The 23,930-nt window shown below is 62.5% G+C and carries 18 protein-coding genes; 8 read left to right on the top strand and 10 right to left on the bottom strand.

The genetic code is table 11. From position 1 onward, the window contains the following. The first annotated feature begins 225 nt into the window (after window positions 1–225). Complete coding sequence (locus ACOKS3_RS07845) at window positions 226–1,413, top strand: MFS transporter (RefSeq protein ID WP_103446420.1); 1,188 nt, start codon at window positions 226–228, stop codon at window positions 1,411–1,413. A gap of 36 nt (window positions 1,414–1,449) precedes the next feature. Here the strand turns inward: ACOKS3_RS07845 and ydiJ are convergent, their stop codons facing one another. Next, a complete protein-coding gene (gene ydiJ, locus ACOKS3_RS07840; RefSeq protein ID WP_103446419.1) occupies window positions 1,450–4,470 on the bottom strand; it encodes a D-2-hydroxyglutarate dehydrogenase YdiJ in 3,021 nt (1,006 codons plus the stop codon). A gap of 152 nt (window positions 4,471–4,622) precedes the next feature. Here ydiJ and ACOKS3_RS07835 point away from each other — a divergent pair, with 152 nt between their 5' ends. Next, window positions 4,623–5,507: a LysR substrate-binding domain-containing protein gene (locus ACOKS3_RS07835; RefSeq protein WP_103446418.1), complete on the top strand. Its 885-nt coding sequence runs from the start codon at window positions 4,623–4,625 to the stop codon at window positions 5,505–5,507. Window positions 5,508–5,546: 39 nt separating this feature from the next. Here the strand turns inward: ACOKS3_RS07835 and ACOKS3_RS07830 are convergent, their stop codons facing one another. The 7 genes from ACOKS3_RS07830 to ACOKS3_RS07800 form a co-directional block, all read right to left on the bottom strand. Further along, window positions 5,547–10,097, bottom strand: coding sequence for a dermonecrotic toxin domain-containing protein (locus ACOKS3_RS07830; protein ID WP_181004463.1), 4,551 nt, complete (start codon window positions 10,095–10,097; stop codon window positions 5,547–5,549). A 166-nt stretch (window positions 10,098–10,263) separates the two neighbouring features. Continuing rightward, entirely contained in the window at window positions 10,264–11,682 is a 1,419-nt protein-coding gene (locus ACOKS3_RS07825) for an amino acid permease (RefSeq protein WP_181004462.1), read from the bottom strand. A gap of 644 nt (window positions 11,683–12,326) precedes the next feature. After that, the gene (gene rluB / locus ACOKS3_RS07820) at window positions 12,327–13,433 is read right to left on the bottom strand and encodes a 23S rRNA pseudouridine(2605) synthase RluB (RefSeq protein WP_103449912.1); all 1,107 of its coding nucleotides are present in this window, start codon (window positions 13,431–13,433) and stop codon (window positions 12,327–12,329) included. Between the two features lie 275 nt (window positions 13,434–13,708). Then, complete coding sequence (gene scpB / locus ACOKS3_RS07815) at window positions 13,709–14,479, bottom strand: SMC-Scp complex subunit ScpB (RefSeq protein ID WP_422763219.1); 771 nt, start codon at window positions 14,477–14,479, stop codon at window positions 13,709–13,711. Beyond that, window positions 14,466–15,191: a segregation and condensation protein A gene (locus tag ACOKS3_RS07810; protein WP_181004511.1), complete on the bottom strand. Its 726-nt coding sequence runs from the start codon at window positions 15,189–15,191 to the stop codon at window positions 14,466–14,468. Before ACOKS3_RS07810 ends, scpB begins: the two co-directional genes overlap by 14 nt. Before the next feature lie 128 nt (window positions 15,192–15,319). Next, window positions 15,320–15,949, bottom strand: a complete 630-nt coding sequence (locus ACOKS3_RS07805; protein ID WP_085675920.1) for an L-threonylcarbamoyladenylate synthase — start codon at window positions 15,947–15,949, stop codon at window positions 15,320–15,322. A 13-nt stretch (window positions 15,950–15,962) separates the two neighbouring features. Further along, entirely contained in the window at window positions 15,963–16,823 is an 861-nt protein-coding gene (locus ACOKS3_RS07800) for a PHP domain-containing protein (protein WP_103446413.1), read from the bottom strand. 67 nt (window positions 16,824–16,890) lie between these two features. Between ACOKS3_RS07800 and ACOKS3_RS07795 the strand changes: the two genes are divergently transcribed. From ACOKS3_RS07795 to ACOKS3_RS07775, 5 genes are all read left to right on the top strand, one after another. Then, window positions 16,891–17,484 (top strand): septation protein A, encoded by a 594-nt coding sequence (locus ACOKS3_RS07795; protein WP_103446412.1) that lies wholly within the window; start codon window positions 16,891–16,893, stop codon window positions 17,482–17,484. A gap of 1 nt (window position 17,485) precedes the next feature. Beyond that, window positions 17,486–17,785: a YciI family protein gene (locus tag ACOKS3_RS07790; protein WP_008091826.1), complete on the top strand. Its 300-nt coding sequence runs from the start codon at window positions 17,486–17,488 to the stop codon at window positions 17,783–17,785. Window positions 17,786–17,928: 143 nt separating this feature from the next. Next, the gene (locus ACOKS3_RS07785) at window positions 17,929–18,606 is read left to right on the top strand and encodes a response regulator transcription factor (RefSeq protein WP_103446411.1); all 678 of its coding nucleotides are present in this window, start codon (window positions 17,929–17,931) and stop codon (window positions 18,604–18,606) included. Between the two features lie 124 nt (window positions 18,607–18,730). Then, the gene (locus ACOKS3_RS07780) at window positions 18,731–19,147 is read left to right on the top strand and encodes a Spy/CpxP family protein refolding chaperone (RefSeq protein WP_103446410.1); all 417 of its coding nucleotides are present in this window, start codon (window positions 18,731–18,733) and stop codon (window positions 19,145–19,147) included. 60 nt (window positions 19,148–19,207) lie between these two features. After that, complete coding sequence (locus tag ACOKS3_RS07775; RefSeq protein ID WP_103446409.1) at window positions 19,208–20,548, top strand: sensor histidine kinase; 1,341 nt, start codon at window positions 19,208–19,210, stop codon at window positions 20,546–20,548. A gap of 120 nt (window positions 20,549–20,668) precedes the next feature. Here the strand turns inward: ACOKS3_RS07775 and ACOKS3_RS07770 are convergent, their stop codons facing one another. Then, window positions 20,669–21,226, bottom strand: coding sequence for an NAD(P)H nitroreductase (locus ACOKS3_RS07770; protein ID WP_103446408.1), 558 nt, complete (start codon window positions 21,224–21,226; stop codon window positions 20,669–20,671). A 102-nt stretch (window positions 21,227–21,328) separates the two neighbouring features. Here ACOKS3_RS07770 and ACOKS3_RS07765 point away from each other — a divergent pair, with 102 nt between their 5' ends. Next, entirely contained in the window at window positions 21,329–22,783 is a 1,455-nt protein-coding gene (locus ACOKS3_RS07765; RefSeq protein WP_103446407.1) for a TrkH family potassium uptake protein, read from the top strand. Here ACOKS3_RS07765 and ACOKS3_RS07760 read toward each other — a convergent pair. Continuing rightward, entirely contained in the window at window positions 22,740–23,801 is a 1,062-nt protein-coding gene (locus ACOKS3_RS07760) for an AraC family transcriptional regulator (protein WP_103446406.1), read from the bottom strand. The genes ACOKS3_RS07765 and ACOKS3_RS07760 overlap by 44 nt on opposite strands. Window positions 23,802–23,930: the final 129 nt, after the last annotated feature.

Raw genomic sequence — 23,930 nt, 5'->3', positions numbered from 1 at the left:
TGCATGAAATCCCGAATCTTCCCTTCCCAAGCCTGAACCCAGAAGAGCCATCCGTTACCGTCCACGCCGAACCGACGCCTGCCGTCGATCAGGATGGTGACGACCAATCCAGCGCTGACCAGGAATAAACTGCGCATCCCTGCGACTGTGTGAAAACGGCTGACCTGCGGGCTCCCCCGTCATCACGTTTTCACACCGTCACGAACCTCTGCCACGAAGACCCCCATGCCTGACTCACCGCGCCCTCTTGCGGTCACCCTGCAAGTCGTATCCATCGTCCTCTTCACCTTCATCGGCTACCTAAACATCGGCATCCCCCTTGCCGTGCTGCCAGGCTACGTACATAACGAACTCGGCTTCAGTGCCGTGATCGCCGGCCTTGTGATCAGCGTGCAGTACCTCGCCACCCTGCTCAGCCGCCCCACCGCCAGCCGCATAATCGATAACCACGGCAGCAAGAAAGCGGTCATGATCGGCCTCGCCGGTTGCGGCCTGAGCGGTGTATTCATGCTCGCCTGCGCCTTCCTTACCGAGCTGCCCTGGGTCAGCCTGGCGTGCCTGCTGTTCGGCCGCCTGGTGCTGGGCAGCGCAGAAAGCCTGGTGGGCTCTGGCTCGATCGGCTGGGGTATCGGCCGGGTCGGTGCCGAGCACACGGCCAAGGTCATTTCCTGGAACGGCATCGCCAGCTATGGCGCGCTGGCCATCGGTGCGCCATTGGGCGTGCTGATGGTCAAGGGCCTGGGGCTATGGAGCATGGGGGTGAGCATCCTCCTGCTGTGCGCCCTGGGCCTGCTGCTGGCCTGGCCGAAGCGCGCAGCGCCTGTGGTCAGTGGCAAGCGCCTGCCGTTCATGCAGGTGCTGGGCAAGGTGTTCCCGCACGGTTCAGGGCTGGCTCTGGGCTCGATCGGCTTCGGCACCATCGCCACCTTCATCACCTTGTATTACGCCAGCCGCGGCTGGGCCAATGCGGCGCTGACCCTGAGCCTGTTCGGTGCCAGCTTCATCTGCGCGCGGCTGCTGTTCGGCAACCTGATCAACCGGATCGGTGGGTTCAGGGTGGCAATCGTTTGCCTTTCGGTGGAAACACTTGGGCTGTTGATGCTGTGGATGGCGCCCAATGCCGAGATGGCACTGGCAGGGGCAGCGCTGAGTGGCTTCGGATTCTCGCTGGTGTTCCCGGCGCTGGGCGTGGAAGCGGTGAATCAGGTGTCGGCAGCCAACCGCGGGGCGGCAGTGGGGGCGTATTCGCTGTTCATCGATCTTTCGCTGGGGATTACCGGGCCGCTGGTGGGTGCGGTGGCATCGGGATTCGGGTTTGCCTCGATGTTTCTGTTTGCAGCGGCGGCAGCGTGCTGTGGGCTGGTGTTGAGCCTTTATCTGTATCGCCAGGCTCGGCTGGAGCGCGGCCAATAAAGCTGGGGCTGCGAAGCAGCCCCAGGTCCCTGAAACTCAGCGCTTGGCGTACTGCAACACCACTTCCAGCGGGTGGCGCATCTGCCGCTCGGTCATGCGCTTGACCTGGCTGCGGCACGAATAGCCGGTGGCCAGTGCTTCACCTTCCTTGTCCAGCTTGGTCGCCCACGACTGCTCGAAGATGGTCCGCGAAGTCTCCTGATTGCGCGCCTCATGCCCGTAGGTACCGGACATGCCGCAGCAGCCGGTCGCCTCGGTCACCAGCTTCAGACCCAAACGGGCAAACACCTGTTCCCACTGCTTGGTGCTGGCCGGCACATTGGTCTTCTCGGTGCAGTGCGCCATCAGGCGGAAGTTGCCCGGCGCGGTCGGTGCCTGCTCCGGCAGCACATCCATCAGCCACTCCTGCGGCAGCTGCACCTGCGGGCAGGCTTCGAGGCCCGGGACCTTCTGGTACTCCTGGCGGTAGACCAGGGTCATCGCCGGGTCCAGGCCCACCAGCGGCACGCCGCAATCAGCCAGGGCCTTGAGCTGGGTCGCATTGCGGATAGCCGCCTTGGCGAAGGCACCGAGGAAGCCCTGCACGTGCAGCGGCTTGCCGTTAGCGCTGTAGGGCGCCAGGAACACCCGGTGGCCAAGGCGATGGGCCAGCTCGATGAACGCGGCCAGCAGCGGCGTCTCGAAGTAGCGGGTGAAGGCATCCTGTACCAGCACGATGCTGCGCTCACGCTGGGCCGGGGTCAGTTCGCGCAGGGCTGGCACACTGGCCACGCCGACACGGCAGCGGGTCAGGGTCGACTGGAAGTTGAAGCGGCTGATCAGCGGGCTGTCGACCATACCGACCTTGTCCGCCAGCAGCTTGCTTACCCACTTCGAGCCCATCACTGCGTTGTACAGGCCTGATGCATGGGCCAGGTACGGGATGGTGAATTCCAGCGAGCCGATCAGGTAGTCACGCAGCGGGCGCTGGTAGCGGCCGTGGTACAGCTCGAGAAAGCGCGAGCGGAAGTCTGGCACGTTGACCTTGATCGGGCACTGCCCAGCGCACGATTTGCACGCCAGGCAACCGGCCATGGCGTCGTACACTTCATGGGAAAAGTCTTCCTGGCCCTGGTTGCGGGCGCGGTTGTTGCGCAGCCTCGCCGGCAGGCCCTTGAGCCACGACACCTTGTTGCGCGCCGCCGCCAGTACGTCGATGTTGGCCTCGCCCTGCAGGCGCAGCCATTCACGCATCAGCGAGGCACGGCCCTTGGGAGAATGCTGGCGTTCGCGGGTGGCCTTCCACGACGGGCACATGGCGTCGTTGCGGTCGTAGTTGTAGCAGGCGCCGTTGCCGTTGCAGTGCACGGCGCTGGGGAAGTCCTGCCACACGCGCTCGTCGATGGTGCGGTCAAGGTCGCCACGCAGGGTCACGCCGTCGACCTTGGTCAGGCCCTCGGCGCTGCCCGGTGGCGTGCAGATCTTGCCCGGATTGAGCTGGTTGTGCGGGTCGAAGGCGCCCTTCAGACGCTGCAGCGCCGGGTACAGTTCGCCGAAGTACTCCGGCACGTATTCCGAACGCAGGCCCTTGCCGTGCTCGCCCCACAGCAGGCCGCCATAGCTTTTGGTCAGCGCCGCCACGGCGTCGGAGATTGGCTTGACCAGGGCGGCCTGGGCCGGGTCTTTCATGTCCAGGGCCGGGCGCACGTGCAGCACGCCGGCATCGACGTGGCCGAACATGCCGTAGGCCAGGCCGTAGCCATCGAGCAGCGCGCGGAAGTCGGCGATGTAGTCGGCCAGCTGCTCCGGCGGCACGGCCGTGTCTTCCACGAACGGCTGCGGGCGCACTTCGCCCTCGACGTTGCCGAGCAGGCCCACCGAGCGCTTGCGCATGGTGTAGACGCGGGTCACCGCCTCGGCGCCCTCGGCCAACGTGTGGCCCAGGCGCTCGACGCTGGTGTCGCTCTGCAGGTGGTCGATGAACGCCTGGACCCGAGCATTGACCTCGGCCGGCTCGTCGCCACAGAACTCCACCAGGTTGATGCCCAGGGTCGGGCGCTCGGGGTCGGCCGGGAAGTATTCGGCGACGCTGTGCCAGACGATGTCCTTCATCGCCAGCATCAGCACCTTGGAGTCGACCGTTTCGATCGACAGCGGCTTGAGCGCCATCAGTGCATTGGCGTCGCGCAGGGCGTCCATGAAGCTGGTGTAGCGCACGTTGACCAGCACGGCATATTTCGGGATCGGCAGCACATTGAGCTTGGCTTCGACCACATAACCGAGCGAACCCTCGGCGCCGCACAGCACGCTGTTGAGGTTGAAACGGCCCTGCTCGTCACGCAGGTGCGCGAGGTCATAGCCGGTCAGGCAGCGGTTGAGCTTGGGGAAGGTGCTTTCGATCAGATCGGCCTGGGTTTCGTGGATCTCCCGGGCCATGCGGTACACCTCGCCGACACGGCCGGGCGCGGCACAGGCCTGCGCCAGCGCAGCGTCGTCGATCGGCAGGCTGTGCAGGCGCTCGCCGCCCAGCAGCACGCTGTGCAGTTCGAGCACGTGGTCGCGGGTCTTGCCGTAGGTGCAGCTGCCCTGCCCGCTGGCGTCGGTGTTGATCATGCCGCCGACGGTGGCGCGGTTGGAAGTGGACAGCTCAGGGGCGAAGAATAGACCGTGCGGCTTGAGCGCAGCATTGAGCTGGTCCTTGACGGTACCGGCCTGGACCCGCACCCAGCGCTCCTCGACATTGATTTCAAGAATCTGGTTCATGTGCCGCGAAAGATCGACGACGATGCCGTCGGTCAAAGACTGGCCGTTGGTGCCCGTACCGCCGCCACGCGGGGTCAGCTTGACGTCCTGGAAGCGCGCTTCTCCCATCAGTGCAGCAACCCGCGCCACGTCGTCGGTGTCCAGCGGGAACACCGCCGCCTGGGGCAGGCGCTGGTAGATCGAGTTGTCGGTGGCCAGCACCGTACGGGTGCCGTAGTCGGCGCTGATCTGGCCACGGAAACCACTGTTGCGCAGGGCTTCGAGGAATTCGGGGTAGTTGGCGCCGGGAGCAACGGTCGAAAGCGGGGCGATCATCGAAGGATGGCCTCTTGATATGGGCTGATTCACGGGATTCCTGTCGTTCCGGCATGGGTGACCGCATGCAGGGATGACGTATAGCCCAATGTTCCTGTAGTTTGGCTTCAGGGGCAAACGGATAATCCTGCCGCTATCAATGACTTTTATGAATGAATTACCGCCACCTGACACCGTCCATGTCACTCCTGCTGGCTTTCGAGGCCGCCGCCCGGCATGAAAGCTACACCCGCGCCGCCGCCGAACTGTCGCTGACCCAGAGCGCAGTCAGCCGCCAGGTACAGGCACTGGAGCAACAACTGGGCCTGACCCTGTTCCGCCGTGAAGGGCGCCAAGTGCAGCTGACCGATGTCGGCCGTCTGTACCAGCGCGAGCTCAGCGAGGCGCTGGGGCGCATCCGCAGCGCCACATTGCAGGCGCTGGCGTATCAGTCGGGCGTGGGCACCTTGCGCCTGGCCACCCTGCCGACCTTCGGCTCGAAGTGGTTGTTGCCGAGGCTGCATGCGTTCTACAGCGCACACCCAGGGATGCTGGTGCATATTCATTCACGGATCGAAGCCATCAACTTCGACACCAGCGAGATCGATGCGGCTATCGGCGTAGCCAGCCATGACTTGCCAGGGCTGATCTGCCATCGCCTTCACGCCGAGGAACTGGTGGTTATCCTGCCACCGGAAGCAGGCACAGATACCCAAGGCTGGTGCCCGGCGCGCATCAGCCAGGAAGTGCTGCTCAACGTGGCCAACAACCCGCATGCCTGGGGCGAATGGTTCTCGCACCATGGCCTGCCGCACCGGGCGATGCGGTTGGGGCCAAGTTTCGAATTGACCTCGCACCTGATCCAGGCGGTACGGGCCGGGATCGGGATCGGCCTGGTGCCGAGAATCCTGGTTGACGAGGAATTGGGCAAAGGCGAGTTATTTAGCCCAGGCAGCGCCATTGCCAGCCAGCGTAGCTATTACCTTGTCTATCCTTCGCGAAATGAAGCGCTGCCGTCGCTGAAAGCTTTTCGTGGCTGGCTGCTGGGGCAGATATAGGGAGTAAGCATTCCTGGAATTGCGCCTGCCCCCTATCATTCATTCGGGGATGTTAACATTCCACATATATGCCGCGCGCTGCATGGCCGCCTCGGTCAACGCCATACGCTGATCACGCAACCAGTCCGCCTCCCATTGGTTAAATGCCTCCATGCCCTCTGCATCATCTGCCTCATGTAACCGATTCTTTTCTATGATTCGCTGTGCTGGTAACTTGAAGCGTGCAGGCCACGTCCGCTCAAGGTATTTTCGCCAGTACGCTTGCTCACAAAACCATGGAGCCATTTCGGCAACCACTTGATGTTCCCGGATGTCCCTCAACACCCCAGGACGGTCTACAGCTCTTCGGTCAAACTCACCGGTAAAACGCATAACAGGACGGCGAATGGGAAGTTGCAGGTCATCGTACAGCTCGATTCGATACATCAACTGCACATCGACCGACTTCGCAGCCATTCCCAAATCAAAAGCATGCATCGAAGAAAACTCATCCAGCTTTTGCATCCGCCAAAATTGACCACCGACCCTCAACAACTCTGCCTCCGAGTGAGCTTCAGGATTTCGGATAAGCCCCCACGTCTGGATCTTCATCTCAAGATCGATAAAATGAGAGAGCGCATCATCACCACAGGCATTGACCTCCGACTCCCTAAAGAAATCAGCCCTGAAGCTGTAATGCTCCCGGGTGTCGGCCATCAGTTTTTCCCTGCCTGCATTCGCCCCAGCTTCCTGCGCCAGCTTGTCCTCAACGATCGTGGCAAGTTCATCCTCTGTGATCACAAGCGAATCACCGGCTTCTTTGATCGCCTCCATCATCTCCTGTACCCGATAAGCAAGCTCATTCGCACCGTTATCAGAGGCGAACTCTGCAGATGTACTCAAGCGTTTGAGGAGGTCGAAAAAATTATGCGAGCCGGGCAGCTCTTCAATACTCTGCCACAACGATGCCAGCTCGTCCCTGAACTCCGGATCCATAGCGTCCTCCCACTGATAACGCTGAGGCACAGGATTCAGAATATTCTCTGGGTCATACCACCGCCTCTCTGTTTCACCGCGCATTCCTACCCGAAACCTTCCCCTGCGCACGATGGGTGACGCCCAAAAATCCGGATCGAATGAAGTGATCGTACTGTCCGTCAGTTCAAACCTTGACAATTTCTGGTGTCTCAACACTCCCCGCGGCATGCTCGGGAGCCGGGTAGAACAAAGCAACAATGATCTCAACTCCGGCATCCCGCTGATTGAAAAGCCTACGTTCAGCGGGTTATTCGACAAGTTTAGGTACAACAGCGCCGTGCAACTCTCCAGTATCTCCACCTGCCGGGCGTCCAGTTTTATTCTGTTCCCTGACAAATCCAACGACGTCAACTGGCCACGAAGAAAGGGGGGCAAGGAAATTTTGCGAATCTCACCATTGGTCAGGTCTAGCTCCTGCAAGTTCGGGAACGCACGAAGAAAGTTTTCAGAAATTTCCGTCAATTCGGAGTCTCTCAGCGCGAACTGGGTAACGTGTGGGAAGACGATGGACTCCGGGAGCTCAGGAAGTTGCTGAAACCCCATCCCGATATCCCATAGCGCGTTTGGCACCTTGACATCCAGAAATTTTCCGAGTATCGCAACACGCCACCGCGCAATCAGTGTTTTGCGAAAACCATAACGCGCCAACCATTCAAGCTTGAACGCACCGAGCCGCTGCCAACGCGTCAAGCTGGTTTTCAATATTTTAAGCTGGCTCTCAAATTCACGTATTGCCGTCTCGGCATTCTCAGGCCCCGCGGCACTGAGCCACGCCTCGATCTGCGCGTCACTGGCGCCGGCACACAACATTCGTAGCCGGGCTGGTAGCGCGGCGGGCGGGCGACTGCCGAACAACCGGCCACCGCCTGAAAGTGGATAACCTATCCTGCCATCATCCAGACGTCTGGGCAGCAAGAAGGGCGCCGAAGGGTGATCACCTCCGAACAGGCTCTCGATGTCCTGCCGGCCTGTCATCCACTGCCTTGCCACTGCTTGCCGAAGGTTGACGGCAAAGGGCTCTGCAATCCCCATGGCAGCACGCTCTGCTGTGCTGAATGCATCGGCCAGGGTTTCAAACAATTCTCCGGGTGTACTTTCATCGTTGCCCTGCGCATCTCGCAACCAGAATGCGCCGTCCTGGTAAAGCAAGCTTGATGCAGTGGACTGGCTACTTGGCGCGGGGAATGCCAAGCGGCCTTGCGCATCTATCAAGTGCCAGCTTTTGTCAGCCGGCACGCCAGGCAGCCCCTGCACAAGCTTGAGGATAGCCCTGGCAAAATCGAACGTCTGCGGCACGTCGATCCACAAGCCTTCCCCCACTCGCGTCACCCTTATGCGCAAAACCCGCTCCCGCGCAGCCAGCGCCATGGCCAGCGGCACACGCCCCGATTCGGCCATCTGGGTGCGCTGGGCCTCACTCGCTTCGGCCAGCATCTGCTGCGCAGCCAGCTGGTGCAGGCTGGCAAAAGCCCGCCGCAAAGGGCGAGTGGTTTCATCCATGACGTCCAAAGGCTCATAGAGCATCTGGAACAGCTGCCGTCGATGATCGGCAACGACTTGCGCCAAGCCTTCATCCGCCAACCCGGCGGCACCGGGGAGCTCATGCGCTTTGAGCAATAAAGGCTGGTCCGCGATCTGCTCACCGGAACGCAAGCATCGCTGCAGATCAGCCACGCGCTCGGCAATCAGAAACCGGTTTACCGTATCAATCAGCTCAACCTCGGGCGCCTTGCCAAAAACGTGCAAAGCCCTCAGGTGCAGGTCGCTGAGGCCATGCACGGCAATCACATGGTCAACCAAGCTGCGCGGAAGCCGAGCGCATTGGCCGCCCAGTCGGCTGAACATCCTTTGAGTATCATTCCACTGCTCTGGCCGGTCGCTCCAGAGCCGCCATGCCCCGGCGCCATTGTGCTCCAATTGAGGCGAATGATTCGCGTGCGGACGAAGGTAACATTCCCCGTCAACGCGCTCAGTTACCTGGTAGTAAGCCCCATCCATCTCAATCCAGCTTTGCGCGTCCTGACGGTAGATCCCCTGCGCATCAACCACCGCAGTCACCGGTGGTGGCTGACTTACATAAGGCGCAAGATCCTGGTTCCACAGCTTTTCACTGCCGTCCTCCAATACAGCAGGCACCATGTCATCGACCATTACCGCTCGTTGCCACGCATGTCGCACGGCAACACCTCCAACACCCGCCGCTGCCACGATCGCCAGGGTCTTGCCCACGTTGAGCAGGTGGTCCAGCGCTGCAGCGTCGTCGCCCTCGCGCCACCCCGCCGCAGCTTGAAATGTCTCGTCCAGCAGGTCCCAGGCCATCACCGCCAGCAAGATCACGCCCAATTGCGGCACAAACAGGCTCGCAAGCGTCAATCCCGCCCATCCCTCGGCGACCATGCGCCGGTCATGCTCCGCCTGCACAGCAGTGTCGATCTGAGCCACAGGCACCGCAATCATCGCAGCGTCATCCTTGATCTGGTTGATCCGCCCAATCGCCAGCCCTTGGAATAGCGAATCCAGATCACGCGTCATGTGTTGATCCAGGTCTCGGGTAGCAAAGTCTGCGATATCGCCCAATCGTTTCTGCACTTCAGTAAAAAAATGCTGGCTGTCGCGCCTGCGCACAAAGCGACTGAAAAACTTACGATACTGGTCATCGCGCAAGCGACGTCCCAGCACACTGCGGGCAAACGCCTCGAGATCGTTGCTCACGCTCCAGGGGCCATGTGGATCTGCAGGTATGTAAACCAGCACCGCTTTGCTGGTATTACGGAAAAACCCTTCATCGATCACATCGAACACAACAATCTGCTGAAGCTCGCAACCCAGTATCTGCAGCTTTCTGGCAACCACGGGCGCGCCCGCCAGTCGGCCAGGGCGGCCTTGACGATAAACGTCGATCACCCACTCCAGTTGCACCTCACTGAGTACGCCATCCGAGTGCGCCTTGAGTGCATCGACCAGCATCATCGAACGAATCTGACTTTGCAGCAATTCAGCAAAGCCCTGCCCGTTAGCGCCGCTCACCACTGGCGACTGCAGTACAGATTGCAAGTGCTTCTGGTATTGACCGCCAATATCAAGACTGCGGCATGCCTGGACAAATGCCGTGGCTGAAAGCTGCGCAACTTTGTTGCCGACCATGTCGACCACGCAATCCCCTTTCATCGTGATGTGGTCATTGCTGAAGTTCTGTAAAGCCGCCCATAACAACGAAATGTCGTACCAGTCGCGGTCCTGTATCGGTAGCCGACTGGTAGCCCAATGCACGGTTGGCGATGCATAGGTGTACCACTGCCGCAGAAACAGCTTATCGGGTGCCCTACTCAGCCCAAACCGATCGACAATTCGTTGCTTGGCGAACTCATCGATGTTTTGCACTCTGGAAAAAATTGCAGAGAGTTGCCGACGCGTTGCAAGCCCGGCGTGCAACGCCTCGCTCAACAAGGCAAACCGCGCAGGGTCGAGTTTTTTCAACCAGCCAGGTAGGCGTCTGGCGATAAAGCCATCCTGAAAGCTGCGCAGTTGCGCACTTCCATCAAACGGTGTGGAGTGAGGATTGTCGGTAGTCATGTGTGCCTGAGACCCTGCTTGTAAGTACCTGCAGCATTGGCTAAGGGAGGCAGCGCCAGGCACTATTCGGCTACTACCCGGCATCCTCTGCAGGGCTTTGGGACAAGGCAAAAAAAAACCCGAAGCCAGTCACCTGGCTTCGGGTTTTACGAGTAGCTCTAGCGGCTTACTTGGCCGCGTGACCAGCAGCCCGACCCGCCTGCGCCTGACGACGCGGCTTGACCATGTACACCACGAACATGGCAAACAGCCAGACAGGGATTGCATACACCGAAACCTGGATACCCGGAATCATCAGCATGATGCCGAGGATCAGTACCACGAAGGCCAGCACCACATAGTTGCCGTACGGGTACCACAGCGCCTTGAACAGCGGCTTCTGGCCAGTACGGTCGAGGTGCTGGCGGAACTTCAGGTGCGAGTAGCTGATCATCGCCCAGTTGATCACCAGGGTGGCCACCACCAGCGACATCAGCAGTTCCAGGGCGTTTTGCGGCATCAGGTAGTTGAGCAGCACGGCAACAAAGGTAACCGCAGCCGACACCAGGATCGAACGCACCGGCACGCCGCGCTTGTCAACCTTGGCCAACGATGCCGGGGCATCGCCCTGCTCGGCCATGCCCAACAGCATGCGGGCATTGCAGTAGGTGCCACTGTTGTACACCGACAACGCCGCAGTCAGTACCACGAAGTTGAGCAGATTGGCGGCCACATCACTGCCCAGCAGCGAGAACACCTGCACGAACGGGCTGCTGCCATAGCTTCCACCCGAAGCGTCGATACTGGCAACCAGGTTGTCCCACGGCGTCAGCGACAACAGCACCACCAAGGCGCCTACATAGAAGATCAGAATGCGGTAGATGACCTGGTTGATGGCCTTGGGGATTACGGTCCTCGGCTTGTCGGCCTCGGCTGCCGTGAACCCGAGCATTTCCAGGCCACCAAAGGAGAACATGATGAAGGCCAGGGCCATGACCAGGCCGCTGACGCCATTCGGGAAGAAGCCTCCGTGCGACCACAGATTGGTGATGGAGGCGTCAGGGCCGCCGCTGCCACTGGTAAGCAGGTAGGCACCCAGGCCGATCATGCTGACAATGGCCACAACCTTGATGATGGCGAACCAGAATTCGGCCTCACCGAAGAACTTCACGTTCATCAGGTTGATGGCGTTGATCAGCAGGAAGAACGCCGCTGCCGTAACCCAGGTGGGGATCTCCGGCCACCAGTAGTGAACATACTTGCCGACCGCCGACAGCTCCGACATGCCCACCAGGATGTACAACACCCAACAGTTCCAGCCCGACAGGAAGCCGGCGAAACCGCCCCAGTAGGAGTGGGCGAAGTGGCTGAACGAGCCGGCCACCGGCTCTTCGACGATCATTTCGCCAAGTTGGCGCATGATCATGAAGGCGATGAAGCCGCAGATGGCGTAGCCAAGGATCATCGACGGGCCAGCGGATTTCATCACGCCTGCCGAGCCGAGGAACAGGCCGGTACCAATTGCTCCGCCGAGCGCGATCAACTGGATGTGGCGGTTCTTCAGGCCCCGCTTGAGCTCGCCTGAATGCATGTTTTGTCCACTCATGAACGAAGTCACCTGCATTGTTTTTATCTGTGACGGAATCGGACCCACCGCGCTCGTGGCGCAGCGGAATGGGCAAGGTGGTTACCTTGGGTTTCTTGCCAACGGATGCCGCCGGGGCGGATCAGCCAGGTGTGGGCAAGAGTGCGCGGTACGCAAGAGGGTCACAGGTAAAACGCGGCGCACTGTATACCTCTGCAAACGCGCAGGCGTCAACGCGTTGCATTGTTTCCTCGGGAAAAAACGCAGCGATCCTGTGGTAGGGGCCTGAAAAGGCGAAGTGATCGGCGTACATGGCGCCTCCATTTGTTGTTCTGTTGGCCCGGCTCTGCGGCCGGGCTTTTGCACTCGGCAATGAGCGCTATATCACCGTGGTACGGGGGTTTGGGCAAGACTGGGTGGGGTGGAGGCAAGAGCTTTGGGGCGGGCGGCGTGGCAAGTTCTGTTTACACGAAGAGGAAAAATCCGAATTGCAGGCTGAATTAGGGTAGACGCGTATAAATTTCTTTACAGGTTGGTTTGAAAACTTGCCAGTCGTCCGAAAATTTCTTTTTCTTCAATATCTTGGGACCGTATTGCGGCCCCAGATTCTCGCAGGCATAAAAAAACCAGCCCGAAGGCTGGTTTCTCATCGCTGCACAGAGCACTCAACCACGCGGCTTGCCGCGGCCACGGCCGGCCGGTTTGTCACCATCAGGCTTGCCTGGGCGCTTGCGCATTTCGCTCGGGCGTTCGGCCACGGCGCTGCCACGGCTGCCTTTGCGCGGCGCTTCGTCACGCGACTGACGTGCTGGGCGTTCACCCGAGGTATCGCGCGGCTGACGTGCAGGACGCTCAGCGGCTGCAGCACCGCCTTCATGGGCCGGGCGCAGGCTGCGCACACGCTCGTTGCGCCCCATCGGCCGGCTCGACTTGCGCTGCAGGCGCTCCATCTTGTCCTTGGCCTTGAGGTTCAGGGTCGGCAGCGCTACCGGCTGCAGGCCTACCTCGGCGGCGAGGATGTCGATTTCGCCCTGGGTCATTTCGCGCCAGCGGCCCATCGGCAGGTCGGAGTTGAGGAACACCGGGCCGAAGCGCACACGCTTCAGGCGGCTGACCACCATGCCCTGGGATTCCCACAGGCGGCGTACTTCGCGGTTACGGCCTTCCATCACCACGCAGTGGTACCAGTGGTTGAAGCCTTCGCCACCTGGCGCCTTCTGGATGTCGGTGAACTTGGCCGGGCCGTCTTCGAGCATCACGCCCGCCTTCAGGCGATCGACCATCTCGTCGTCGACTTCACCCCGCACGCGCACCGCGTACTCACGGTCCATCTCGTAGGACGGGTGCATCAGGCGGTTGGCCAGTTCGCCGTCGGTGGTGAACAGCAGCAGGCCGGTAGTGTTGATGTCCAGGCGGCCGATGTTGATCCAGCGGCCTTCCTTCGGCCGCGGCAGGCGGTCGAACACGGTCGGGCGGCCTTCCGGGTCGTCACGGGTGCAGATCTCGCCATCGGGCTTGTTGTACATGATCACCCGGCGCGTGGCCTCGGCGGCCTCTTCGCGCTTGATCAGCTTGCCGTCGACGGTGATGGCGTCGTGCAGGTCGACACGCAGGCCAAGGGTGGCCTCGACGCCGTTGACCTTGATGCGGCCCTGGCTGATCCAGGCCTCGACGTCCCGGCGCGAACCAACGCCGATGCGCGCCAGCACTTTCTGCAGCTTTTCGCCGGCTGGCGGGGTGATTTCGGTATTTTGCAGGTCTTGCTCACTCATCTGGGCACCTCCCGGTGTAGGAATGAAATCAGGGCTCTGGCGACGAACGCGCCAAAAGGCCGCGCATCATACGCGGTTCGCTGGGGGAACGCACTGCAGGGTAGAAGGTTTTGTGGTTTTTGGGAGTGAATTCTGCCTAATGGTGATGTGTAGGCATTGCTGGCCTCTTCGCGGGACAAGCCCGCTCCTACAGGAGATCTCCATCCGCCGGGAAAGCTCAAAACCTGTAGGAGCGGGCTTGTCCCGCGAAGAGGCCGGAACAGGCAGCAGAAGAGTCAGGGTTCGGACTTGCCCTCTTCCTCCACCGAAGCCTCGGGCTCTTCCTCGCGCAGGTCATCGAAATCGGTCTTCAGGACTTCTTCCATTTGGTCCAGCTCAACCAGCAAGCTGCGGAAGCTGGTCTCTTCCTTCGGCTCGCCGACGGCTTCCTCTTCGCCCAGGCTGGCATCGGCCAAGGCCTGTATGTGCGCCGGGACCGGCGCATCATCCGGGTCGAGCAGCGGCTCCGGCTCCAACTCGCGCAGTTCGGCCAGCGCTGGCAGTTCGTCCAGGCTTTTGAGGTTGAAGTGATCGAGAAACGCCTTGGTGGTAGCAAACATCGCCGGGCGCCCGGGCACCTCGCGATAGCCGACCACGCGAATCCACTCGCGCTCCATCAACGTCTTGATGATGTTGCTGTTGACCGCCACGCCGCGCACGTCCTCGATCTCGCCACGGGTAATGGGCTGGCGGTAGGCGATCAGCGCCATGGTTTCGAGCAAGGCCCGGGAATAACGCTGCGGGCGCTCCTCCCACAGCCGGCCAACCCAGGGCGCGAAATCTTCACGAATCTGCAAGCGGTAACCGGAGGCCACTTCCTTGAGCTCGAAAGCCCGCCCCGTGCAGGACTTGGCGAGCACTTCCAGGGCTTTCTTGAAGACTTTCGGCTCGGGGCGCTCGGCCTCTTCGAACAGCTCGTAGAGGCGTTCGAGGGACTGCGGCTTGCCCGAGGCGAGCAGGAACGCTTCGATCAGCGACGCCAGGTCGCGGGGTTCATTCAGATTCATCAGGTTCTTCGACAGACTCGGGGCGCAGCCGCACATGGATCGGCGCAAACGGCTCATTCTGCACCAGTTCGACCAGCGATTCCTTCACCAGCTCGAGGATCGCCATGAAGGTCACCACCACGCCGAGCTTACCCTCCTCGGGCGTGAACAGCTCGACGAACGGCACGAAGGCGCCGCCCTTGAGGCGCTCCAGCACGTCGCTCATGCGCTCGCGGGTAGACAGCGTCTCGCGGGTGATCTGGTGGCTCTCGAACAGGTCGTTACGGCGCATGACCTCGGCCATGGACACCAGCAGCTCCTCCAGGCTGACCTGCGGCAGCAGCTTGCGCACCTTGGCCTGTGGCGCCTCAAGACGCGGCACGACGATCTCGCGGCCCACCCGCGGCAGCTCGTCGATGCCCTCGGCGGCGGCCTTGAAGCGCTCGTACTCCTGCAGACGGCGGATCAGCTCGGCGCGCGGGTCGCCCTCCTCTTCCTCGACCTCGGCCGAACGCGGCAGCAGCATGCGCGACTTGATCTCGGCGAGCATGGCGGCCATCACCAGGTACTCGGCGGCCAGTTCCAGGCGCACGCTCTTCATCAATTCGACGTAGCCCATGTACTGGCGGGTGATTTCCGCCACCGGGATGTCGAGGATGTCGATGTTCTGCTTGCGGATCAGGTACAGCAGCAGGTCCAGCGGGCCCTCGAAGGCTTCGAGGATGACTTCCAGGGCGTCCGGCGGAATGTACAGGTCCACCGGCATTTCGGTCAGCGCTTCGCCGTAGACCAGCGCCAGCTGCAACTGCTGTGGCGGCGGCTCGATCTGTTCGGCCGGCGCCTCGGGTACTTCCACCTGACTCACGCGTTGACCATGAACGGCGTAGGGTCGCCGCAGCCTTCGCGGATCAGTTCAGGCTCGTCGCCGGACAGGTCGATGATGGTCGAAGCCTTGAGGTCGCCGAAGCCACCGTCGATGACCAGGTCGACATGGTGCTCCAGGCGCTCGCGAATCTCGTAGGGGTCGGTCATCGGCTCGGTGTCGCCCGGCAGGATCAGGCTCACGCTCATCAGCGGCTCGCCCAGTTCGGCCAGCAGCGCCAAGGTAATAGCGTGGTCCGGCACGCGCAGGCCGATGGTGCGGCGCTTTTCATGCAGCAGCAGGCGCGGCACTTCGCGGGTACCGTTGAGGATGAAGGTATAGGGCCCGGGTACATGGGCCTTGAGCAGACGGAAGATACCGGTGTCGACCTTGGCGTACAGCCCCAGTTGCGACATGTCGCAGCACATCAGGGTGAAGTTGTGGGTCTTGTCCAGGCCGCGCAGGCGGCGCACCCGCTCGATCGCCGCCTTGTCGCCGATCTGGCAACCCAGGGCATAGGCCGAGTCGGTCGGGTAGACCACCACGCCGCCCTTGCGGATGATCTCCACCGCCTGGCGGATCAGGCGCGGCTGAGGGTTCTCCGGATGAATCTGGAAAAATTGGCTCACGAAGTCTTCCTGTTCATAGCGCCATAGGCTGTTCATGGCTGAATCGACGCCACAGAGGTGGCAAGTCCTCAGGCAATGGCCGGTAGGCACCGATCTCGCCCCAGGTGCCGGGGCCGTGGAAATCGCTGCCAGCGCTTGCCAGCAGGCCAAACTCACGGGTGAGGATGGACATCGTGCCCACCTGTTCGGCCGGCATCATCCCGTTGACCACTTCAAGTGCCTGCCCGCCTGCCTGAATATAGTCGGCAATCAGCCGCCTGCGCTTGCTGCGGGTCAGATCGTAGTGCATGGGATGCGCAAGGCTCACCCAAGCGTTTGACTCGCGAAGGGTCGCGACAGTTTCCTCGAGCGTCGGCCAGTGCTGCTTGACGTCGCCCAGTTTGCCGGCCCCCAGCCACTTGCGGAAGGCCTCGCCGCGGTCCTTGACATGGCCGGCGCGGACCATGAATTCGGCAAAGTGCGGCCGCGCCGGGGCGTTGCCGCTGTCCCCCAGTTCCTGTTGTACGGCCCGCGCACCGTCGAGGGCGCCCGGCATACCCTTGGCCGCCAACCGTTTGTCGATTTCCTCGGCGCGCAACCAGCGGCCACGGTGCAGGGCCTCGATGGCCCGGAGCAAGGGCGGTGCATCGAGCGGGAAGTTGTAGCCCAGCACGTGGATGGTCGCGCCGCCCCAGGTGCACGACAGCTCTACCCCGCTGACCCAGCGCATGCCACGCGTGTGGCAGGCCTGGCGAGCTTCGGGTAGCCCTTCGAGGGTGTCGTGGTCGGTCAGTGCCAGCGTTTGCACCCCGTGCTCATGGGCCCGGGCGACCAGGTCCGTGGGCGACAGGGCGCCGTCGGAGGCCGTGCTGTGACAGTGCAGATCAACATTCATGGAGGAGCGCTTTCGCTGGAATCGATGTTTGTTATTATGCCGTCACATCCCGATTCTGGCTGCCATTGTGAAACAATTCATCGATTTCATCCCGCTGCTGCTGTTCTTCATCGTCTACAAGCTCGACCCACGACCCATGGAAGTCGCTGGCCACAGCTTCGAGTTCGGCGGCATCTACAGTGCCACGGCGATGCTGATCATCAGCTCGCTGGTGGTGTACGGCGCGCTGTTCCTGCGCCAGCGCAAGCTGGAAAAGGGCCAGTGGCTGACCTTGGTCGCCTGCCTGGTGTTCGGTGGACTGACCCTGACCTTCCACAGCGAGACCTTCCTCAAGTGGAAGGCGCCGGTGGTCAACTGGCTGTTCGCCCTGGGCTTCGCCGGTAGCCACTTCATCGGCGACCGGGTGCTGATCAAGCGCATCATGGGCCACGCGCTAACCCTGCCCGATGCCATCTGGTCGCGCCTGAACGTGGCCTGGATCGCCTTCTTCGTGTTCTGCGGCGCCGCCAACCTGTTCGTGGCCTTCACCTTCCAGGACTTCTGGGTCGACTTCAAGGTGTTCGGCAGCCTGGGCATGACCGTGATCTTCCTGGTGGCGCAGGGTGTGTACCTGTCGCGTCACCTGCACGACGACCCTTCCACCTCCAAACCCAAGGATTGACATGCTCTACGCCATCATCGCCAGCGACGTCGCGAACTCCCTGGAAAAACGCCTGGCCGCACGCCCGGCGCACATCGAGCGCCTGCAACAGCTCAAGGCCGAAGGCCGCGTGGTGCTGGCCGGCCCGCACCCGGCCATCGACAGCAACGACCCAGGTGAAGCCGGCTTCAGCGGCAGCCTGATCGTCGCCGAGTTCGACTCCCTGGCCGCCGCCCAGGCCTGGGCCGATGCCGACCCGTACATCGCCGCGGGCGTGTACGACAAGGTCATCGTCAAGCCGTTCAAGCAAGTCTTGCCCTGACCGCCCACCGCGTCGCCGATCACGCAGGCGACGCGGCCTGCCCCGTTCTAATTGCACGCTCAAATTGCACAGTCGCCCCCAGTCTGCGGTATCTTTGCCACTGGCGAGCGCGTCAGACGCCGTCGATTTGAATTGAGTGAGTCATGAGCGAGCTGTTACTGATTGATGATGACCAGGAACTCTGCGAGCTGCTCGGCAGCTGGCTGACCCAGGAAGGGTTTGCGGTACGCGCCTGCCACGATGGCCAGAGCGCGCGACAGGCGTTGGCCGAGCAGGCCCCGGCGGCCGTGGTGCTGGATGTGATGCTGCCCGACGGCAGCGGCCTGGAGCTGCTCAAGCAGCTGCGCAACGAACACGCCGAGCTGCCGGTGCTGATGCTGTCGGCGCGCGGCGAACCCCTGGACCGCATCCTCGGCCTGGAACTGGGCGCCGACGATTACCTGGCCAAGCCCTGCGACCCTCGTGAGCTCACCGCCCGCCTGCGCGCCGTGCTGCGCCGCAGCCACCCCACCGCCACCACCACCCAGCTGGAGATCGGCGACCTGGCGTTCAGCCCGGTGCGTGGCGTGGTCAGCATCGATGGCCGCGACATGAGCCTGACGCTGTCCGAAAGCCGCATCCTCGAAGCGCTGCTGCGCCAGCCGGGCGAGCCGCTGGACAAACAGGAACTGGCGCAGATCGCCTTGGGGCGCAAGCTGACCCTGTATGACCGCAGCCTGGACATGCACGTCAGCAACCTGCGCAAGAAAGTCGGCCCACACCCCGATGGGCGGCCGCGGATCGTGGCACTGCGTAGCCGCGGTTACTACTACAGCCTGTAAACCTGCATGGGGCCGCCTGCGCCCCATCTTTACCCTGCCTTTACCGTCCGCTGACTGCGCTTGACCTTGATCTCCCTAGACTGAGCTCATCCGGTAAACACCGGCCCATGACAGGAGAAACACCATGCGCAAGACCCTTATCGCCCTGATGTTCGCCGCCGCCCTGCCAACCGTCGCCATGGCCATGCCTGAAGGCGGCCCGCGTCACGACGGCCCGCATCATCGCGGTGATGCGCCTTTCGCCCAACTGGACCTGAGCCGCGACCAGCGCCAGCAGATCGGCAAGCTGATGGGCGAGCAAATGCAGCACCGCCGCGAAATCACCGAGCGCTACCTGAACAAGCTGCCAGCAGCTGACCAGAAGGCCATGAAAGACGAGCTCAAGGCCAGCCACGACAAGACCGACAGCCAGGTCCGCGCGCTGCTCAAGCCTGACCAGCAGAAGAAGTTCGACGAACTGCAGAAGGAACGCGAAGCTCGCAAGGCTGAATGGAAGGAGTTCCAGGCCTGGAAAGCTGAAAAAGCTGGCAAGGCCCAGTAAGCTGTCACCCCAATGCCCGGCCCGCCCTCAAGCGGGCCGGGCTTTTCCCGTTTTCAGGAGGTGCTCTTGCGTTCTCTGTTCTGGCGCATCCTGGCCAGTTTCTGGCTGGCTATCACCCTGGTCGCGGGCCTGTCGATCCTGCTGGGCCACATGCTCAACCAGGACGCCTGGATCCTCAGCCGCCACCCGGGCCTCAAGACCATGGCCAGCCACTGGGCCAAGCATTACGAGCAGGAGGGCCTGGAGTCTGCCCAAGCCTTCCTGGAGCGACGCAAGGAGCGCTACAAGATCGATGTGCAGGTGCTCGACGACAGCGGCGATGCCGTGGTGCCTGGTACTTTCCCGCGCCGCGCGGCGGCGTTCGAGGCGCGCCAGCACAATGACGAGCGCCGCCTGCCGTGGCGCCGCCTGACCGAGGAATACACCAGCCCCGACAGCGGCAACACCTACCTGTTGATCTACCGCATCCCGCACCCGGAGCTGGACGCCTGGCACCGCGAGAGCCTGCTCTGGCCGTTGAGTGCCCTGGGTATCGCGCTGGTGGTGCTGACCTTGTTCAGCCTGCTGGTGACCCTGTCGATCACCCGCCCGCTCAGCCGCCTGCGCGGCGCGGTGCACGACCTTGGCCAGGCCAGCTACCAACAGAACAGCCTGGCCCGCCTGGCGGCCCGGCGTGACGAGTTCGGCGTGCTGGCCAAGGACTTCAACAAGATGGGGGCACGCCTGCAGAGCCTGATCGGCAGCCAGCGCCAGCTGCTGCGCGATGTGTCCCACGAGCTGCGCTCGCCACTGGCTCGCCTGCGCATTGCCCTGGCCCTGGCAGAGCGCGCCGAAACCGAACAGCGCCAGGCCCTGTGGCCACGCCTGACCCGGGAATGCGACCGCCTGGAAGACCTGATCAGCGAAATCCTGACGTTGGCCCGGGTCGATGCCGAGCAGGCCCACGCCGAGCCTGTCGATCTCAACGCGCTGCTCGGCAGCGTGCGCAAGGACGCCCAGCTCAGTGCGCCGGAGCAGGAAGTGAAGCTGGAAGCGCAGCCGGGGCTGACGCTACAAGGCTGGCCGACGCTGATCGAGCGTGCCGTGGACAACCTGGTGCGCAATGCCCTGCGCTTCAACCCGGAGGGGCAACCGATCGAGATCAGTGCGCAGCGCGAGCAGGACAAGATCGTCCTGAGCGTGCGCGATCATGGGCCAGGTGCGGCGCCGGAGCATCTGGCGCAGTTGGGTGAGCCATTCTTCCGCGCGCCGGGGCAGGAAGCGGCGGGGCATGGGCTGGGGCTGGCGATTGCGCGCAAGGCGGCCGAGCGGCATGGCGGGAGTCTGGTGCTGGAGAATCACCCGCAGGGTGGGTTCGTGGCTCGGTTGGAGTTGCCGCTGGCTGTGGCAACAGGCAGTTGAAGTGATGTAGGGCCCACTGGCCCTTTCGCGGGGCAAGCCCGCTCCTACAGATACTGCACAGCCCTCGGCCCTTGCGTAATTTCTGTAGGAGCGGGCTTGCCCCGCGAAGAATCCAGCGCGCTATTCGCCCCAGACGCTGACGTAATCGGCAGTTTCCAGAATCGGCGCCGTACGCGGTTCGGCCATCGGCGTACCGACATACAGGTAGCCAATCAACTCCTCATTCTCGGCCAGGCCCAGCCCTTTGTGCACATGGGCATCGAACGCCATCTCACCGGTGCGCCACACCGCGCCTATCCCTTGTGCATGCGCTGCAATCAGGATGCCATGGGCCGCGCAACCCGCCGCCAGGCGCTGCTCGGACTTGGGCACCTTGAAGTGGTCCTGCAGCTTGGCGATCACCACGATCAGCAACGGCGCACGCAGCGGCATCGCGCGTGCCTTGTCCAACGCAGCCTGGCTGGCGTCGCCCTTGTGCTGCACCGCTTCGGCAAACAGCTGACCGAGCTTGTCGCGGCCCTGCCCCTCGATGGTCAGGAAGCGCCATGGCCGCAGCTGGCCGTGGTCCGGTGCGCGCAAGGCGGCCTGGAACAGCGCCTCGCGCTGGGCCTCGTTGGGCGCAGGTTCGGTCAGGCGCGGCACGGATACACGGTTGAGCAATGCGTCGAGAGCCTCCATCGGCTACCCTCCTGGCAGGTGAATGTGCGGCCATTCTAGCGTTTACATCACCAGACCCATAGGTAGAATGGCGCCCTTCCGTTTCGAGTCAGAGCAGATCACATGGCGTTGCCGACCTTAAGGATCATTGGTTTCATCATCGGCATCTTCCTGATCACCCTGGCGGTCAGCATGGTCGTGCCCATGGCCACCCTGGTGATCTTCGAGCGCACCGGCGACCTGCCGTCGTTCCTCTGGTCCAGCCTGATCACCTTCATCGCCGGCCTGGCCATGGTCCTGCAGGGCCGCCCCGAGCACGTACACTTGCGCCCGCGCGACATGTACCTGCTGACCGTCAGCAGCTGGGTGGTGGTGTGCATATTCGCCGCCCTGCCCTTCCTGCTGACCCAGCACATCAGCTACACCGACGCCTTCTTCGAAAGCATGTCTGGCATCACCGCCACCGGCGCCACGGTGCTCAGCGGGCTCGACACGATGTCGCCGGGCATCCTGATGTGGCGCTCGATGCTGCACTGGCTCGGCGGCATCGGCTTCATCGCCATGGCGGTAGCAATCCTGCCGCTGCTGCGCATCGGTGGCATGCGCCTGTTCCAGACCGAGTCGTCGGACCGCTCGGAAAAGGTCATGCCGCGCTCGCACATGGTCGCCAAGTCGATCGTCGGCGTATACGTCGGCTTCTCGATCTTTGGCGCACTGGCCTTCTGGTGGGCGGGCATGAGCCCGTTCGATGCCATCAACCACGCCATGTCGGCGATCTCCACCGGCGGTTTCTCCACCTCTGACCAGTCACTGGCCAAATGGGACATCCCTGCCGTGCACTGGGTCGCGGTGGTGGTGATGATCATGGGCAGCCTGCCCTTCACGCTGTACGTGGCGACCTTGCGCGGCAACCGCAAAGCCCTTATCCGCGACCAGCAGGTTCAAGGTTTGCTGGGCATGCTGGTAGTGACCTGGATCGTGCTCGGCACCTGGTACTGGTACACCACCAACCTGCACTGGCTCGACGCCCTGCGCCACGTGGCGCTGAACGTGACCTCGGTGGTCACCACCACCGGCTTCGCCCTGGGCGACTACAGCCTGTGGGGCAACTTCTCGCTGATGCTGTTCTTCTACCTGGGCTTTGTCGGCGGCTGCTCCGGCTCCACCGCCGGCGGTATCAAGATCTTCCGCTTCCAGGTGGCCTACATCCTGCTCAAGGCCAGCCTCAACCAGCTGATCCACCCGCGCGCGGTGATCAAGCAGAAGTACAACGGCCATCGACTGGACGAAGAAATCGTCCGCTCGATCCTGACCTTCTCGTTCTTCTTCGCCATCACCATCTGCGTGATGGCCCTGCTGCTGTCACTGCTGGGCGTTGACTGGATGACCGCACTGACTGGTGCTGCCGGCACCGTGTCGGGCGTGGGCCCGGGCCTGGGTGAAGTGGTCGGCCCTTCGGGCAACTACTCGACGCTGCCGGATGCCGCCAAATGGGTGCTGTCGACCGGCATGCTGCTCGGCCGCCTGGAGATCATCACGGTGCTGGTGTTGTGTATGCCGGCGTTCTGGCGTCACTGACTTCGGCAGGCTCCGCCCCCAGCCGGGCACGGTACTCGCTGGGGGTCACATCGAACCAGCGGCGAAACGCCCGATAGAAGTTGCTCGGGTCGGCAAAGCCCAGCAGATAGGCGGTTTCCAGCAGGGTCATGCCTGGTTGGGCCAGATACTGCTCGGCCAGCTCGCGGCGGGTGTCGTCGAGCAACGTCTGGAAGCTGGTGCCCTCTTCCTGCAAGCGGCGCTGCAAGGTGCGCTGGGACAGGTGCAGGGCCTGGGCCAGGGTTTCGCGCTTGGGCTCCCCTTGCGGCAGAATGCGGCACAGCACCTGGCGCACCCGGTGAGTCACGCGGCTTTCCGAAAAACGCGCGAGGTATTCGCCGGCAAAGCGGTCATGCAGGATGGCCATGGCTTCGTTGGCAGTGGGCAATGGCGCTTCCATGTCGGCCCGCTCGAACACCAGTGCATCGTGCGGAGCACCGAATATCAGCGGGGAATGGAACGCCACCTTGTATGGCTCGATATCCTTCGGCTGCGGCCCTTGCACCAGCACCCGCCGCGGCTGCACCGGCCGGCCACTGAGCCATTTGCACAAGGCCAGCGCGCAGGCCAACGACGCTTCGGCGCTGTGCCGGGTGGGTGGCAGGTGATCGCCATGCACGGTCAGAATCAGCGAATAGCCTTCAGGGCCGAGGATGAAGCTCAGGTCCGAGCTTTCGGCAATGATGCGCTGGTAGCGCACCAACCGCTCGAAACCTTCGGCCAGGGTGCGGCTGGACATCAACGCATAGCCCACCACATGGAATGAAGCCGGGCGCACCACCCGCGCCATGTTCAGGCCGATGGCCTCGTTGCCCGAGAGTTCGACCGCCAGCTGCCAGAGGCGGGTCATGGCGTCCTGCGGGAAGCGTGCATCCGGGTCGTCGAGTGCAGCGAAATCCAGCCCCAGCTGCTTGAACATGGCCGGGCAGTCGAGCCCTTCCAGCTCCAGCGCCTTGACAATCCCTGATGCCCAGCTGGCTGACGTGGTTCTTTCACTCATGGCAGGCTTCTTATACTGACCGCTTCATGCGGTGAACCCCAAGGATACTCATTTGGCACCTATTGTCACTGGCCGGCACCGCCAATGACTCTAGACTCGATTCAGGCTCCACGCCGTGTATCCTGTCCA

The organism is Pseudomonas sp. HS6-2 (assembly GCF_049325675.2).
GTDB lineage: Bacteria > Pseudomonadota > Gammaproteobacteria > Pseudomonadales > Pseudomonadaceae > Aquipseudomonas > Aquipseudomonas putida_N.
This window is presented reverse-complemented; position numbering and strand designations above follow the sequence as displayed.

Coding starts and splice junctions, on each gene's coding strand:
- rluB (WP_103449912.1), bottom strand. CDS start 13,433: ATGAGTGAGCAAGACCTGCAAAATACCGAAATCACCCCGCCAGCCGGC.
- ACOKS3_RS07770 (WP_103446408.1), bottom strand. CDS start 21,226: ATGGAGGCTCTCGACGCATTGCTCAACCGTGTATCCGTGCCGCGCCTG.
- ACOKS3_RS07790 (WP_008091826.1), top strand. CDS start 17,486: ATGCTCTACGCCATCATCGCCAGCGACGTCGCGAACTCCCTGGAAAAA.
- scpB (WP_422763219.1), bottom strand. CDS start 14,479: ATGAATCTGAATGAACCCCGCGACCTGGCGTCGCTGATCGAAGCGTTC.
- ACOKS3_RS07830 (WP_181004463.1), bottom strand. CDS start 10,097: ATGACTACCGACAATCCTCACTCCACACCGTTTGATGGAAGTGCGCAA.
- ACOKS3_RS07765 (WP_103446407.1), top strand. CDS start 21,329: ATGGCGTTGCCGACCTTAAGGATCATTGGTTTCATCATCGGCATCTTC.
- ACOKS3_RS07845 (WP_103446420.1), top strand. CDS start 226: ATGCCTGACTCACCGCGCCCTCTTGCGGTCACCCTGCAAGTCGTATCC.
- ACOKS3_RS07760 (WP_103446406.1), bottom strand. CDS start 23,801: ATGAGTGAAAGAACCACGTCAGCCAGCTGGGCATCAGGGATTGTCAAG.
- ydiJ (WP_103446419.1), bottom strand. CDS start 4,470: ATGATCGCCCCGCTTTCGACCGTTGCTCCCGGCGCCAACTACCCCGAA.
- ACOKS3_RS07835 (WP_103446418.1), top strand. CDS start 4,623: ATGAATTACCGCCACCTGACACCGTCCATGTCACTCCTGCTGGCTTTC.
- ACOKS3_RS07800 (WP_103446413.1), bottom strand. CDS start 16,823: ATGAATGTTGATCTGCACTGTCACAGCACGGCCTCCGACGGCGCCCTG.
- ACOKS3_RS07780 (WP_103446410.1), top strand. CDS start 18,731: ATGCGCAAGACCCTTATCGCCCTGATGTTCGCCGCCGCCCTGCCAACC.
- ACOKS3_RS07785 (WP_103446411.1), top strand. CDS start 17,929: ATGAGCGAGCTGTTACTGATTGATGATGACCAGGAACTCTGCGAGCTG.
- ACOKS3_RS07825 (WP_181004462.1), bottom strand. CDS start 11,682: ATGAGTGGACAAAACATGCATTCAGGCGAGCTCAAGCGGGGCCTGAAG.